This window comes from Streptomyces sp. NPDC006872 (assembly GCF_040635845.1).
Taxonomy (GTDB): Bacteria; Actinomycetota; Actinomycetes; order Streptomycetales; family Streptomycetaceae; genus Streptomyces.
This window is the reverse complement of sequence record NZ_JBEYIL010000021.1, coordinates 158357-172554: the sequence shown is the minus strand read 5'-3', so window position 1 is coordinate 172554 and position 14198 is coordinate 158357. Positions and strand designations below refer to the sequence as shown.

At 68.6% G+C, this 14198-nt stretch carries 13 protein-coding genes and 4 pseudogenes; 10 read left to right on the top strand and 7 right to left on the bottom strand.

Going from position 1 to position 14198, the window contains the following annotated elements; genetic code table 11:
• Window positions 1-119 precede the first annotated feature (119 nt).
• Together ABZ725_RS43395 and ABZ725_RS43390 are read right to left on the bottom strand one after the other, a co-directional pair.
• The gene (locus tag ABZ725_RS43395) at window positions 120-506 is read right to left on the bottom strand and encodes a hypothetical protein (protein ID WP_358807867.1); all 387 of its coding nucleotides are present in this window, start codon (window positions 504-506) and stop codon (window positions 120-122) included.
• Between the two features lie 106 nt (window positions 507-612).
• Window positions 613-2003: pseudogene (locus ABZ725_RS43390) on the bottom strand (FAD-dependent oxidoreductase).
• A 111-nt stretch (window positions 2004-2114) separates the two neighbouring features.
• On the opposite strand from ABZ725_RS43390, the gene ABZ725_RS43385 reads away from it, so the two are divergent.
• Entirely contained in the window at window positions 2115-2591 is a 477-nt protein-coding gene (locus tag ABZ725_RS43385; protein WP_358807866.1) for an SRPBCC family protein, read from the top strand.
• A 234-nt stretch (window positions 2592-2825) separates the two neighbouring features.
• Here ABZ725_RS43385 and ABZ725_RS43380 read toward each other — a convergent pair whose 3' ends face one another.
• Window positions 2826-3062, bottom strand: coding sequence for a hypothetical protein (locus ABZ725_RS43380; RefSeq protein WP_358807865.1), 237 nt, complete (start codon window positions 3060-3062; stop codon window positions 2826-2828).
• A 343-nt stretch (window positions 3063-3405) separates the two neighbouring features.
• Here ABZ725_RS43380 and ABZ725_RS43375 point away from each other — a divergent pair, with 343 nt between their 5' ends.
• From ABZ725_RS43375 to ABZ725_RS43355, 5 genes are all read left to right on the top strand, one after another.
• Window positions 3406-4467 (top strand): YihY/virulence factor BrkB family protein, encoded by a 1062-nt coding sequence (locus tag ABZ725_RS43375; protein ID WP_358807864.1) that lies wholly within the window; start codon window positions 3406-3408, stop codon window positions 4465-4467.
• A gap of 144 nt (window positions 4468-4611) precedes the next feature.
• Entirely contained in the window at window positions 4612-4878 is a 267-nt protein-coding gene (locus ABZ725_RS43370) for a DUF4235 domain-containing protein (protein WP_358807863.1), read from the top strand.
• 584 nt (window positions 4879-5462) lie between these two features.
• Window positions 5463-6452, top strand: a complete 990-nt coding sequence (locus tag ABZ725_RS43365; RefSeq protein ID WP_358807862.1) for an iron-containing redox enzyme family protein — start codon at window positions 5463-5465, stop codon at window positions 6450-6452.
• A gap of 60 nt (window positions 6453-6512) precedes the next feature.
• Window positions 6513-7181, top strand: coding sequence for a HemK2/MTQ2 family protein methyltransferase (locus tag ABZ725_RS43360; RefSeq protein WP_358807861.1), 669 nt, complete (start codon window positions 6513-6515; stop codon window positions 7179-7181).
• The gene (locus ABZ725_RS43355) at window positions 7162-7398 is read left to right on the top strand and encodes a CDGSH iron-sulfur domain-containing protein (RefSeq protein WP_358807860.1); all 237 of its coding nucleotides are present in this window, start codon (window positions 7162-7164) and stop codon (window positions 7396-7398) included. Before ABZ725_RS43360 ends, ABZ725_RS43355 begins: the two co-directional genes overlap by 20 nt.
• A 129-nt stretch (window positions 7399-7527) precedes the next feature.
• Here the strand turns inward: ABZ725_RS43355 and ABZ725_RS43350 are convergent, their stop codons facing one another.
• From ABZ725_RS43350 to ABZ725_RS43340, 3 genes are all read right to left on the bottom strand, one after another.
• Window positions 7528-8421: an EthD domain-containing protein gene (locus ABZ725_RS43350; RefSeq protein WP_358807859.1), complete on the bottom strand. Its 894-nt coding sequence runs from the start codon at window positions 8419-8421 to the stop codon at window positions 7528-7530.
• A complete protein-coding gene (locus ABZ725_RS43345; protein ID WP_358807858.1) occupies window positions 8418-9686 on the bottom strand; it encodes an NADH:flavin oxidoreductase in 1269 nt (422 codons plus the stop codon). Before ABZ725_RS43345 ends, ABZ725_RS43350 begins: the two co-directional genes overlap by 4 nt.
• Window positions 9687-9856: 170 nt before the next feature.
• Window positions 9857-10534, bottom strand: coding sequence for an SDR family NAD(P)-dependent oxidoreductase (locus tag ABZ725_RS43340; RefSeq protein ID WP_358807857.1), 678 nt, complete (start codon window positions 10532-10534; stop codon window positions 9857-9859).
• A gap of 242 nt (window positions 10535-10776) precedes the next feature.
• Between ABZ725_RS43340 and ABZ725_RS43335 the strand changes: the two genes are divergently transcribed.
• The 4 genes and pseudogenes from ABZ725_RS43335 to ABZ725_RS43320 all read left to right on the top strand — a co-directional run.
• Window positions 10777-11826, top strand: a complete 1050-nt coding sequence (locus ABZ725_RS43335) for an AraC family transcriptional regulator (RefSeq protein WP_358807856.1) — start codon at window positions 10777-10779, stop codon at window positions 11824-11826.
• A gap of 19 nt (window positions 11827-11845) precedes the next feature.
• Window positions 11846-11941, top strand: a pseudogene (locus ABZ725_RS43330) (LysR family transcriptional regulator); the annotation flags it as partial.
• 338 nt (window positions 11942-12279) lie between these two features.
• Window positions 12280-12490, top strand: a pseudogene (locus ABZ725_RS43325) (short-chain fatty acyl-CoA regulator family protein); the annotation flags it as partial.
• Between the two features lie 395 nt (window positions 12491-12885).
• Window positions 12886-13329: pseudogene (locus ABZ725_RS43320) on the top strand (IS110 family transposase); the annotation flags it as partial.
• On the opposite strand, the gene ABZ725_RS43315 reads toward ABZ725_RS43320, so the two are convergent.
• Window positions 13316-14182: a hypothetical protein gene (locus tag ABZ725_RS43315; RefSeq protein WP_358807855.1), complete on the bottom strand. Its 867-nt coding sequence runs from the start codon at window positions 14180-14182 to the stop codon at window positions 13316-13318. The pseudogene ABZ725_RS43320 and the gene ABZ725_RS43315 sit on opposite strands and share 14 nt — an antisense overlap.
• Window positions 14183-14198: the final 16 nt, after the last annotated feature.

Genomic DNA, 14198 nt, shown 5'->3' with positions numbered 1-14198 from the left:
ACCGCCCTTCACGGCGCGAGCCACCGGCCGGACGCCCACTCCGACGCCCGGCAGCGTGCAGCCCAGGCTCACGCGTGACAAGGGAAGGCGATCGGCCTGGGCGGCTGGGATCTCGGCACCTAGCTTGGGCGGCGCCGGGACGGTGGGTCCTGAGGGTCGACGCCGGTCGTCGCGGAGGCGTCCTTGGTGCCGCTGGGGCGCTGGGAGCGACCCCTGGGGCCCGTGTCCTTCCGGCCTTTCTCGTCCTTGTCGGCGTACTCCTCGCCGCGTTTGCCGACGCTTTCCACCGTGTCGCCCGGTACCGACTTCGTCTCTTCCTTGGACTTGGTCCGTCCTGGGCCTTTCCCGCCGCCGTACTCGGCGGTGTGGAAGGAACGATGGGCGCTTGGGTTGTCCTGCTGATGTGTCTCGTCCACGTCGGGAGACCAGCCGTGCTGTTCACTGCCCTTGTGGCGGCTCGGGCCCTGACCGTGCGGTGGCTGGGACGGCTGTGGTTTCTTCGCCATGGGGTGACCTGCCTGTTCGACGGGGGCGATGCCTGTGCGGCGCCATATTGGGTCAATTATCCTGCTTTGTGTCTTAGGTGTATATTCCAGCAACTCTCGGTCGCTCCTATTCCGCGATGTCGCGCTTTCCCAGCGGACGTACGGCAGGACCCTGGACCACCAGCCCGTCCGGGGCGAAGCGCGATCCGTGGCATGGGCACTCCCACGCCTGCTCCGCGTGGTTGAACGACACGATGCAGCCGAGGTGGGTGCAGCGGGCCGAGACGGCCTGGAGCGAGCCGCTCTCGTTCCGGCGGACGGCGTACTGCCGTCCGCCCAGGCGCACCACGGCGCCGTGGCCCGGGGGGACGTGGTCCGGTGCGGGGCCCGTCAGGGGGGGGCAGTCGATCGTGGAGGAAGTGCCGGGCGACCTGGGCCTGGTGCTTCAGCAGCGACGCTCCCTCGCGGACCACGGAAGCCAGGCGCCGCGTGTCGTAGAGGCCGCGCCAGGCGACCTCACGGCCGTTGATCAGGTCGCTCAGCAGCCTGCCCGCCATGATGCCGCCGCTCATGCCCCAGCCGCCGAACCCGGTGGCCACATAGGTGTGCCGGCTGCCGGGGTGGAAGCGGCCGACCAGAGGTACGGAGTCGGTGGAGTCGTTGTCCTGCGTGGCCCAGCGGTGGGTGAACGTGAGCCCGGCGAAGCGGTCGTCGGCCCAGGCGGACAGCCGGGCGAACCGCTCCTCGACCTCGGCGGTGCCGGGCACGAAGTGCTCCCCGGTGACGATCAGCAGTCGTCTGCCGTCGCGGTACGGCGCGCTGCGAAGGGAGCGCGTGGCCTGTTCCGGTGTGATGTACATGTCGCGCGGAGCGCGGTCCTCGTCGATGGTGGCGGCGACGACGAGTTCACGGCGTGGGCTGAGGCGGGTGAACAGCAGGGCCCGGTCGAAGGTGGGATAGTGCGTGGCGATCACGACCTCGCCCGCGCGAACGGACACTCCGGCGTCCGTCCGCAGGACGCAGGGTTCGCCCTCGGTGAGGCCGACGACGCGCGTTCCCTCGTACACCGTGCCGCCGCGCCGGCGCAGGTCGTCGGTGAGCGCCAACAGGTACTTACGGGGATGGAACTGTGCCTGCCCGCTGACCCGGACCGCGCCGGCGACCGCGAAGGGCAGCTCGGTCTCGGGACGCGTGCCGGATCGCCGCGGTCTGCGAGACCGCGTACAGGCGTGCGCCCTCGGGGCCGCGGGTGCGGCGCAGGTGGTCGTAGACCAGGGTGTGCAGGGCGCTCAGCTTGGCCGTTGTGTGGCCGGTGACCCCGGCGGCGACTCGGCCGGCCTCCAGCACGGCCACCTCGCGTCCCTGCCGGACCAGCTCCCAGGCCGTGCTGAGTCCGGCGATGCCCGCGCCGACCACGGCGACGTCGACGGTCAGATCACCGGACGGCGGGGGAGCGGGGTCGCCGGGCGGTGCGGTTTCCAGCCAGTAGGACCCCTGGATTCCTGTGTCTGCGGCCATGGCGCCCGAGTGCCCCTCGTGGTGAGTGACAAGCCCGATATATAGATCTTCATTCCTGTGTGTACGGGTACTCGGTGTTGTGTGGAAACGACCATCAGCGAGGAGGAGACGATGAGTACGGTGAAGGAAGCAGTGGACGTCGGGGTCCCCGTCCATACCGCCTACAACCAGTGGACGCAGTTCGAGGAGTTCCCGAACTTCATGGAGGGCGTCGAGGAGGTGAGGCAGCTCGACGAGCGACACAATCACTGGACCACCAAGATCGGCGGGGTGCGGCGCGAGTTCGACACCGAGATAGTCGATCAGTTGGTGGACGACCGGATCACCTGGCGGGTCGTAGAAGGAGAGACCCGGCAGCGGGGATCGGTCAGGTTCCAGCGGTTGGACGACACCCACACCCGGGTGGAGCTCACGATGGACGTCGAGCCCAGCGGCATGGCCGAGAAGGGCGCGGACATGCTCGGCATGATCGACCGTCAGGTCAAGGGAGATCTGCGCCGTTTCAAGGACTACATCGAACAGCGTGGGGGCGAGACCGGCGCCTGGCGAGGGCGCATCCGGCCCGTGAATCCTGGCTCGGCCTTCTGACAACTCAGGACACGCAACGGGCTCCCGGACGGGAGCGCTCGGCCGCGTTGCCCTTCCAGGGAGGCGTCTGAGTCACCATCATGTTCCAGCAGTCGGCTCTGACGGGATCGCTCGGACAGGACCTGGCTGGGCGGACAGGTCCGACGGCGTCGGGAGGTCCAGCCGTCCTGTCGAGCGGCACAGGCAACCTGACTGAGGCTTACGCCGAACCCTGATGGGCCGTCGTTGGTCGGCTCAGGCTGAGGCCGCGGCGTCGACGGTGTCCCGCACGACCAGCACCACTCTGGAGTGCTCCTCGCCGGCCGCCTCCGAGGCGTCGGCCGGCGGCCCCAGGGAATTCATGTCGTAGGCGCCGCTCGCGACGACCCCCCAGGCGCCGCCGAACTCGTACTGAACCACTCCTGCCGGCTCGGGATCACCCCATTTGAGCTGGGAAGACGGCTCTTGACCCTGTCTGTCGACCGGACTCATGCCCGGAAGTATGCCCGGTCGGACCGTCACTTGGCAGAACACGCCGACCATGGTGAAAGCCTTTACGCCGCAGAAGGCGGACCGGGCACGGCGTCCGGGTTTTCGTCATCCGTGGCGACGGGGATGCCGATGCGTACGCGCCGTCCGGAGGTGCTGGGGCGTCGATGCCGCGGGGCGTCGTAGTGGGGGCGGGCAGTGAGCCGGCGGGCGGTACGCCGGATCTGGCCCTCCACGCCGCCCGCCGGCCCATTGGCACTCTTCAAGCAGTCCAGCGCAAGTGAAACGATTGTCTGGTTTGTCTATATGTGAGTATGAGTGTTGTTTCATCGGATACTCGTGTGGCATGACGCGGACGATGAGAAGGCATGGAAGGCACGGCGGGGACGTCGCGTCCGGACAGCAGGGCGAGACCGGGCGGACAGCGGTTGCCGGGCCGGACGAGCAGGTGGAGCGGCAGGCGCCGGACAGTCCGACGGACCTGCCCAAGGGCTCCTGGGGGACGGTGCTGAAAGGCACCCTCAAGGAGTTCAAGAAGGACGAGCTGACCGACCGGGCGGCGGCGCTTACCTACTACTCGATCCTGGCGCTGTTCCCCGCGCTGCTGGCGCTCGTGTCGCTGCTCGGCATCGTCGGACAGTCGGCGACACAGGCGGTGCTGGACAACATCCAGAAGCTCGCCCCGGGCGCGGCGCAGGACATCCTGCGCAACGCCGTGCAGCAGATGCAGGGCAAGGGCGGAATCGGCTCGATCATGGCGATCGTGGGCCTGGTGCTGGCGGTGTGGTCGGCGTCCGGTTATGTCGCGGCGTTCATCCGGAGCGCGAACGCGGTCTACGACGTTCCCGAGGGCCGTCCGGTGTGGAAGGTGCTGCCGGTGCGGGTCGGCGTGACCGTGCTGCTGATGGTCATGGCCGTGATCAGTGCGCTGATCGTGGTGTTCACCGGCGGTCTGGCCCGGCAGGTCGGCACCGGGCTCGGGGTCGGGGACACGGCGCTGACCGTGTGGTCGATCGCGAAGTGGCCGGTGCTGGTGGTCCTGGTCACGGTGATGATCGCGGTCCTGTACTGGGCGACACCGAACGCGAAGGTCCGCGGCTTCCGCTGGATCACGCCGGGCAGTTTCCTCGCCCTGCTGATCTGGATGATCGCCTCGGCGGGATTCGCGTTCTACGTGGCGAACTTCGGCTCGTACAACAAGACCTACGGTGCCCTCGCCGGTGTGATCATCTTCCTGGTGTGGCTGTGGATCACGAACCTGGCGATCCTGCTCGGCCTGGAGTTCGACGCGGAGATGAACCGCCAGCGTGCCGTTGCGGGCGGTCACCCGGCCGGAGAGGAGCCGTACGTCACGCCGAGAGACACCCGGAAGTGGGACGAGGAGGACCGCCACCGGGCCGGACCCTGAGGTGGCGGAGCACGCGCGTGTGCCCGGGCTCTGCGGGTGGGGGGATCGGCGGCTCGCCGCCAGGCGGGCCAACCGCAGCCCCTTGTTCGCCGCAGTGGGTCCGGTGGTCGCGTTGCTACTGGTACGTCGAGCCTGGAGGCGGCGATGAAAGTGTCGAAGATCGTCTACAAGCCGGTCGGCCTGGCATTGGGCGCGGTCAGCGGAGTGCTGGCCGGCGGAGTGTTCAAACAGGTGTGGAAGAAGCTCGGGCATGAACAGGAGGCCCCCGACGCCACTGACGAGCGCCGCACCTGGCGCGAGGTGCTGTCGGCAGCCATCCTCCAAGGCGCGATCTTCGCCGGCGTCAAAGCCGTCGTCGACCGTGGTGGCGCCGTAGCGACTCGCCGCCTGACCGGCACCTGGCCCGGCTGATCCCGCCCGTCGACGTCAGCCGTGGAAGATCCTCTATTCCGGATCGCCTTTCCTCCTGCATCCACCAGATGGTGGACGTCCTCGCGCCCTCCTCCTGCCAGGACGGCCGCAAGATTCCCGGCCTGCTGGCGCCGCGGGTGCGCGCGTGGCCGTCGACGAGTCGGTGGGCGGCGGGGAGCCGGTCATCCAGGGCACAGCTGCTGCTCGACGAGAACGTTCCTCGCCCCATGGCCGAGGTTTTCGTCAGAGCCGTCCGACCACGCCTACCCGCGTGGCCCACCCGTGTGTACGGACCGTGGAAGCAGGTGTCAGTCGACGACCAGATCGGCCGCCCCCCACCAGGTAGTGGTCGATCCTGCTCGACATGCCGACCCATCCGGACGGGATCCCCGTACCGCGGGACGACCGTTGGACAGGGCCGCGGTGTGGCGGTGGCGTGTGCACCTGCGCTCACCAGCGGCAACATCGGGTGTGGGGTGCACATTACGGAGACATGTCCGCGGTGCGCCCGGGCGGAACGTGCGAGCACGCATTCCACCGCGGGGCACAGGTGCCAAGCCGCTGATCATGGGTACTCGGCGTTCATGAACGTCACACCGCGGGAGCCGATCCTGCCGTCCGCGCGTGGTCGGATCTCGACGGCGATCATCGAATACCTGCGGAGTACGGGACCACTTCCGAACAGCCGGGAGATTTCTAGCGCCGCCCCGCTCGGAGACGATCTCCAGCTCGCCCTGTACCTCTGCTACGAGCTGCACTACCGCGGATTCGCGGACGCTGATGCCGACCGCGAGTGGGACCCCGACCTGCTCAAGATCCGGGCAGCCCTGGAACAGCCGTTTCTCCGGACTCTCCGCGACGCTGCGACCGTCCACAAGCTCGCCGGCGAGGCACTGGACGAACTCCTCGTCGAACCCGTCGACGGCACGGGCGTCAGTCACTTCCTGCGGGACGAGGGAGAACTGTGGCAGATACGCGAGTACGCCGCCCAGCGGTCGCTCTACCACCTCAAGGAAGCCGACCCGCATGCCTGGGTGCTGCCCCGGTTGTGGGGGAGGGCGAAGGCGGGAATGGCGGCAGTGGAGTTCGACGAGTTCGGCGGGGGACGTGCGGATCGCGTGCACGCCCGACTGTTCGCCGATCTCATGGCCGACCTCGACCTGAACACCTCGTACGGGCACTATCTCGACGCGGCCGGTGCGGAAGCCCTCGCCGTCGTGAACATGATGTCCCTCTTCGGCCTGCACCGCGCCCTGCGAGGGGCCCTGGTGGGACATTTCGCCGCCGTCGAAATCGCCTCGTCCCCGGGTTCGCGGCGCCTTGCCCAGGCCATGCGGCGCACCGGCGCCGGACCGGCCGCCGAGCACTTCTACGACGAACACGTCGAGGCCGACGCCGTGCACGAACAGATCGTCCGCCGGGAAGTCGTCGCGGGCCTCCTCGAGGAAGAGCCCCACCTCGACTGCGATGTCGCCTTCGGAGTGGAAGCCACTACATATCTCGAAGACCGCCTTGCCGAGCGTCTTCTCGGCGCGTGGCGGACCGGGGAGTCATCGCTGCGCGCACCTGTCTGACCGGCGTGCCGACGGCGAACAGGTTCTCGCGCACTCCGAGAGAACCGGAGATGAAACCCCATGACCACGGTTACTTTGCCCGGCGTCTACACCCCCCAGGACGACACCGACCTGCTCGTCCGATACCTGCACCACGAATACCTGCGCCCGGAACCCCTTCCCCCACGGGCCGAAGTCCTGGACGTGGGCACGGGAACAGGTGCCGTCGCATTGGCCGCGGCCCGGCTCGGCGCACGCGTCACGGCCGTCGACATCTCCTGGCGAGCGGCTCTGAACGCAAAGGTCAACGCGGTGCTGGCTCGTCTCCCGCTGCACGTCAGACGTGGCGACCTGCTGGCTCCGGTGTCGGGCCGCTCCTTCGACCTCATCCTGTCGAACCCGCCGTACGTGCCGGCCCCCGCCGCTGCGTGCCCAAGACGGGGCTCGGCACGGGCCTGGGACGCCGGACACGACGGCCGTCTTGTGCTGAACCGCATATGCCAGGACGCGCCCGAGCTCCTGCGGCCCGGCGGCGTGCTGCTTCTGGTCCAGTCCGCCCTGAGCCGTCCGGAAGAGTCACTGCGGCAGTTGCGGGCGATGGGCCTGCGCGCCGGAATCCTGAAACACCACCACATCACCTTCGGCCCCGTCCTGCGTTCCCGGAAAAGCTGGTTGCGCGGCCGCGGCCTGGTCGAAGACGACGACGAGAAGGAAGAGCTGGTGATCGTTCGTGCTGTACGACTCGGATGAACGCCGCTGCCGCATAGCCGCTCAGCGCGCAGGACCGCTGCTGGTCGAAGGCCCGGTAGAGGTCACTCTGGAGGACGGCACCATCGTGGCGTCCGACCGGTTCCGTGTCGCCCTGTGCACCTGCCGACGCAGCCGGACCTACCCGTGGTGCGACACCAGCCATCGCACGTCCGAGCGCTCCGGGCATCCGCACGACGGAATCCAGTCCGACTCCTGACCTTGCTCAGCGCCCTCGCCGTCGCCGCGTCCATGGAACGCAGTCCCGCCGCGACCTCCTCGGAGAAGGTAGGCGCGTCCCCCGAACCGACCGTTTCCAGCAGCGCTGTTTTGACTCCGCGGTCGGTTATCAACGCCGATTTCGGTGCGGCGAAAGACGAGATTTCCGGTTTGAGGCGGTAGTTCCGTTGTCAGGCCGGACCGAAGGGCCCGTCTTGATGACCGGCTCGGTGTGCTCGACGGTGAATGCGTGGACGGCTGTCATGACCGTGTGCTGATCGGCGACGAGACCGGCGACGGGCTTGGACGTCAGGATCTCCTCCAAGGCGGCGCGGCTGTCGGCTCCGAGGACGACACATCCGTGGTAGCGGCGGAAGGTCGGATTGGCGTGGGAGATGCCGGGCGTGGGGTGCGGCAGTGAGGTCCAGGGCAGGAAGGTGTACGTGCGCAGGTCGCGCGCGCCGGACTCATAAAGCGCGGGTCCGATGCGGTCGTGGACGTACCTGCGGAACGCGCGGCGGCTCACTCCGCGACGTCGGCGCAGCAGAAGGACCGTGCGGTGGCCGACGTCGGCGTCGTGGCCGTCGGTCCACCAGCGGCCTCCTCGTGGGCCGGTCAGGTTTCCGAGGACCCGGTCGAAGACGTTCTGCTCGTCGAGGTACACCTCTCGCATGTGGACCGGGATGGTGAGCGCGGCGGCCATGCTCTCCATCCGGACCTCGGCGATGCCGTCACAGCGCCAGCTCGGGGGGACGAGGGTGCCCACCGTGGGAGACGAGGGCCAGTAGCCGTGATCGGTGGGGGAGAAGTGGTGCTGGAGGTATTCGGCGATGTTGGGCAGCCGTGCGACGATCCGCGCGTGGGGTCCCTTCCAGTACCGGAGGGCGGCGTCTCTCGGCAGGTCCTCGCGGAGGCACACCGGGAAGATTCCCGAGGTGGTCGGTACGGCAGTGGTCGTACTCCCGGGGGTCGTGCTGCCCTGGCGGGTGCCGAGGGGTTCGCGGTCGCTCGGCAGGTGGTTCACGCTTGCTCCGTCCGTCGCAGCATGTGGTTCTTCTGGATGCGGATCGGCTCGACGTAGCAGTCGATCGCCTTGCCGCCGAATCGGGCGATGCAGCCGTTGCGGTACTCGCACACCGGCCGGCCCGGCACGGGGTCCTGCATGTCCTTGAACAGGAAGGGGTCGGCGATCATCGCTCGGGCCGCCGAGACGGCATCGCATCGGCCGCTGTCGATGGCCGACTCCATCCCTTCCCTCGTGTGGAACCCACCGACGCAGATCACCGGGATGTCCAGCCGCGCGGTGAACCGCTCGGCCTGGGGGAGGTTGAAGCCTTCGCCGCCCGGGGCGAGATGTTCCGCTGCGCGTTCGATGACGGGGGCGGCAGCCAGCATCGCCAGGCGCCTCCGACGCGTCATCGACATCCCTGAGCCCTCGGTGATCTGTCCGCGGATGAACCCTTTGTAATGCCCCAGGATCATGCCCGGCCACGACTCGTAGTGCGCCCTGGAGATCTCGACCGCGTCGACGCCTTCGCCTTCCAGTACCTGGGCGACGCGCACGAGCTCGGCGGTGGTCGCCCCCCGGCGCAGCGGGAGCATGTCCGTGCCGTTCAGCTTGAGCAGCACGGGGAAGTCGTCGCCGACGCGGGTGCGTATCGCGCGGAACACCTCGAGCAGCAGGCGCATCCGGTTGTCCAGGTTGCCGCCGTACTCGTCGGTGCGGCGGTTGGTGTGCAGGGTGAGGAACTGGCTGAGCAGGTAGCCGTGGGCGGCGTGGATCTGCACTCCGTCGAAGCCCACGTCCTGGGCCCGCTCCGCGGCGGCCGCGAAGGTCTCCACCACGGCCGGGATCTCGTCCCGGCGCAGTGGCCGCGGTTTCGTTCCGTACAACGGCTCGCGCACCGCTGACGCGGACACCGGCACCTTGCCAGGGTCCGCAGATCTGACCATCTGGCGGCCGCCGTGGTTGAGCTGGGCGATCAGGAGGCTGCCGCAGCTGTGGGCCAGGTCGACCCAGTCCCGCAGCCCGGCCTTCTTGTCGTCGTCGTCGATGCCGGCCTGACGTCCCGCGGACTTGGACTGCAGTGAGACGTAGAGGTTGCCGGTCACGATGAGCGGGGTGCCGGCCCGCGCCATCGGGTCGTAGAACTCGAGCAACTCGTCCGTCACGTACCCGTCGTCGGTGGCACGGGTCTCGCTGGTCGCTGACTTGTAGAGCCGCCCCGGCACGTTGAGCGTGCCGATCCGCAAGGGACGCAGGAGCGGGCTGGTCGGGGGAGTAGGCATCGGCGGCTCTCCTCTACCTCAAGGGTGCTTTGATGTTCGGGCGCGTCGTTGCCGAGTCGTCCACGACGGACGGTCGGTGGTGCCGCCGTCACTAATGGTTGGGAAGCGCTCGTGCCGCGATGGCCGCGGTGACGCGCTGGTAGGAAGGCCCTGCGAGGCGGACGAAGACGTCAAGAAGCTTCGCGTCGGCGCCGACGAGTACACGTGCCTTGTTCCTGCGGACGCCGCGCAGAATCGTCCGTGCCGCGTCGTCGGGGGAGATGCGGGCCGGCTTGCGGTCGATGAGGTTGACCACTGCGGTCGGGTCGTCGCCGGCCGGTACGCGCGTTGCGTGCGATGGCAGTCTTGACGCTGCTCGGGTGTGCGCACGTGACCTTGACGGGGTGGTCGGCCACCGGTATCTCCTGGCGCAAGGACTCGGTGAAGCCCCGCACCGCGAACTTTGGCGAGCTGTAGGCAGCCTGACCGGGCAGCGACATCAGGCCGAACAGGCTTGAGACGTTGACCAGGTGTCCCTCACCGGACGCGATCAGGTGCGGCAGGAACGCCTTGCTGAAGTTCACCACGCCCCAGAAATCGACGTTCATGATCCGCTCGACGTCTTCGAGATCCGATCGCTCGATACCGGGAAACCGGAAGGCGGCCTCGCGCTCGGAGACGTCGACCCGCGCTGCCTCGACGTCGGCGCCGAACGCCTCGACTCGCCGTACCGTTGCGGCGAGAGCCGCGGTGTCGACGCCCGACAGGGCCGGACTGACACCCTCGGACGCGAGTGCGTCGGCCGGCGCCCGGCCGATGCCGGAACCCGCTCCGGTGATGACGGCGGCCCTCTCTGCGAATGCGTTCACGCGGCTCCAAGCCTTCCAATGGGTGCGGACGGGCCGCAGGTCGCTGGCGGGTGGGCTCAGGGCAGCAGCCCGACCGACGTCGGGCGGTCACCCGTCCCTGTCCGCGACGCGTCCCGGCGCTCGGACCCGGGCAGGTGACCTCGCTGCCCGGCGAGCCTGTCCCTGGGGCTCGCAGGGGCGCGTTCGCTACTTGAAAGCAACTCGCGCCAGCAGTGAGTGTGGCGCGGCACACTCGCATTTGCTTGACAGGAAGCGACAGAATTTTTACTTTGCACGACATGGAACCACTGGTGCGGGCCGCAACCCTGCGGGGCTGGGCGAGTCTGGTGCTCGAGCTCGGCGGGGACCCGGACGCCCTGCTCGCGGCGGCGCGCCTGCCCGGGTACGCGCTGGAGGACGAGGACGCCCTTGTTCCCGCGCGCGCCGCGATGCACCTGTTGGAGGCATCGGCGGTGGATCTTCGCTGCCCGGACTTCGGTCTGCGGATGGCGCACGCGCAGGATCCGACCGCACTCGGGCCGCTGGCCCTGGTCCTTCAGAACACGCCGACCGTGCGGGAAATGATCCAGGCCGCGGCCCGGTACCTGTTCGTGCACAGCCCGTCGCTCACCCTGGCGTTGATCCCCGCCGGGCCGGAGTTCCCCGGTCACGTCGCGATGCGGTTCGACATGGTGCTCGACCCCCGCCCGCCCGCCCGTCAGGCGATGGATCTCGGTCTCGCGACGGCGCACCGCCTTCTCGGCCTCGTCGTCAGGAGTGGATACCGGCCCCGGGCCGTGCTGTTGCCGCATTCGCCGGCCGCCCCGTTGTCGTGCTATGTGCGGTTCTTCGGGGCCGAAGTGCGACCGGAACGTGCGCACGGCGCCCTGATCATCGACGAGCATTTGATGGACGTCCCGCTCCAGGACGTCGACGAGACGATCCGGCGGATCGCGACCAGCTATCTCGACACGAACTACCCGGCCCCCGGCTCCTCCACGGCAGGCCTCGTGCGCACCGCGATGGCGCGCACCGCGGGCGGGCGCGCGGGAGCGAGTCTGGAGCAGGTGGCAAAGATGCTGGCACTCCATCCCAGGACGCTGCAGCGTCGCCTGGCCGAGGAGGGAACCGGGTTCGACCACCTGCGCGACGAGGCGCTGAGAGACCTCGCGCACCAGTACCTCACGGAGTCCTCCCTCTCGATGTCGCACGTGGCGCTGGCCCTGGGTTTCTCCGAGCAGTCAGCCCTGACGCGCGCTTGCAGGCGCTGGTTCGGGCGAACGCCGACAGCGCTTCGGCGCGGCAACAGGTAACCCCTCGCTCAGCGGCGGTGTCCCACCGCTGACGATCGGCATGGCCTGGCACCCGCGTCACAGCACCGACGGGGCCCACCCGTGGCTGCGTGACGCGGTGCGCCGGGTACTCCGTCCGGCCCGGGAGGGCATAGCCCACGGCGCGGGTCTGCGCATACCCGGGCGCCCGCAGTCGGCGTGCATTCAGCCTCGGCGGCATCACCACAGCTGCCTTCGCCGCCGTACCCGGCGCATACCTGCTGCTGGTCGAGATGCCAGCCGCGGCCGGATGGTGCGCGATAACCTCACCCTGCTCCATGCCACGGCCATCACCGACCGCTGAGGCACCACCCACTACGGCTTACCTGCCCGCACTCCTGGCAGCCCCAGCCCACACCGCCGCCGCTATCGCACCGTTCCCCGGCGCAGTACAGGCCGGGCGCCTCGGTGGCGTCCCCGCTCTCGTCCCACTGCCACGCCCACCGGCTCTTCTATTCCGACGGCCTCGACCTCGGCCGCACGGCCGCCACCTCCATCGGGATGGGCTGTCGCGTCGGCGAACGCCTGGAGTGCCCACAGCGGGCGGCGCCGTTCGGCCACCCAGTGCGGATCGAACCCGAATGCCAGCACGTTGGTGCCCTGCCCCGTGGCGCACACAGCCGTGGAGAAGCCGCGCCGGTCGTGAAGCAACCTGAGCGAAGATGTCGGCCTCTGCGCTGGGTAGCGATCGGCAGGAGTCATATCGAGGATGTCCCGAGAGCGGGAACTGAGCATGCCCAGTATTTCTGGGTGGGGACGCTGTGACGGGCGGGAGGGTGGGTGGGTGCTGTACTGGGTCTGGGGTCTGACTCATGATCTCTCTGACCGAAATGTCCTGGTGTCACAGTGTCGGCCGTTGGCCGGGGATGGCGCGTTGTCGGTGCCGGGCCGGCGGGGTGTGTCCCGATAGGGGCCTGCCGATTGTCGTGGCGTCCTCACGATTCTGACGGCCTGACGCGGCCCGGTGCCGGCAACACAACACGCCACAGGACGGGAAGGGGAAGGGACATGTCCACCGCGGGCCCGTTCGGGGAAGGGCATGCCCCGCAGCCGCTCGCCGTAGTGGTGATCGGTCCGGACACGGCGGTCACGTTGCTGATCACGGTGGGGGACAACCCGGAGCGGCTGGACAGCGAGGCGTGGTTCGCCGCGCTGTGCGGTGTCAGCCCTGTCGAGTGCTCCTCGGGACGCCGGCAGCTCCGTCGTCCCAACCGCGGCGGCGACCGGCAGGCCAACGCCGCGCTCCATCGCATCGTGTTCACCCGCCTGCGGGTCGACGCGCGTACCCAGGACTACTATGAGCGCCGCATCAAGGAGGGCAAGACCCGGCGCGAAATCGTCCGTTGCCTCACGCGCTATGCGGCCCGTGAGGTCTTCTACCTGGTCAACAGCTACAGTCGGGCCCCGCTCATATTGATCAGAAACGGTTTGGGTTTAGCGGCGACGGTGTTCGCCGGGACGTCGTGCGGGTTCAGTGGAAGGTGATGTCCCAGTGCGGCTTGTCCCTGTCCCTGGTCTCGTCGTGGTACTCGACGCTCCTTCCGTTGAGAAGGCCGTTGTACACGCGGAGGCGGTCCTCCCGCGCGGTGTCCAGCCTGGCGTTGAGGCGGATCCAGTCTCTGAGGCACTGGGTCGGCGAGAAGTCGAGCTTGTAGCCGTTCCTGTGGGTGCGCGTGCCCGACGTGGAGTGGCCCGTCTCGGTGCCGGCGGTGACCGTGAGCACACAGTCCTCCGGAAGGCTCTGCTTCAGGGCCACCGCGCCGTTCACCGACGCCACGCGAAGGCCCTCGTAGCTCGTGCACCGACTGTTGTTGCGGTCGGTGCAATTCCCGCTGGAGTTCCATTTGACACCCGCCGCCTTCAGCCTGGCGAAGGCGGCCGCATGCCTGAGTTTGTCACCCGGCTCCTCGACCCGGGCTACCACGCCGATCGTCTTCTCGGTGTCGGCTGCGGAGAACGGCTGGGCTTTCAGGATCACGCTCGCGCTGAGCCCCGTGTCATTCAGCCACAGCTTCTCGTATTCATCGCCCACGTACTCGGCTTCTGCAAGGAGGGCGCCCCCGGTGCCCGCCTCGTAGAGCCCGACATCGGCGATCGCGACCTCACCCGTCAGCTTGACGGAGAGACTCATGCCGGCTTCCACCTTGAACGTGCCCCGGCATGCATGACCATAGAGGACGTCGCCTTGAACCGGCCGGCACGTCGTGCTCTGTTCGTAGGCCGGCGCCACCACGGGCTGTGCGGTCGAGATGCTCTGGGAAGCGCTCGCCGAGGAAGTCGCCGCAAACGGATTGAACACCGGGAATGCCAGCAGTCCTGAGAAAGCCACCGCTGACATGGTCCTTCTTCGCATG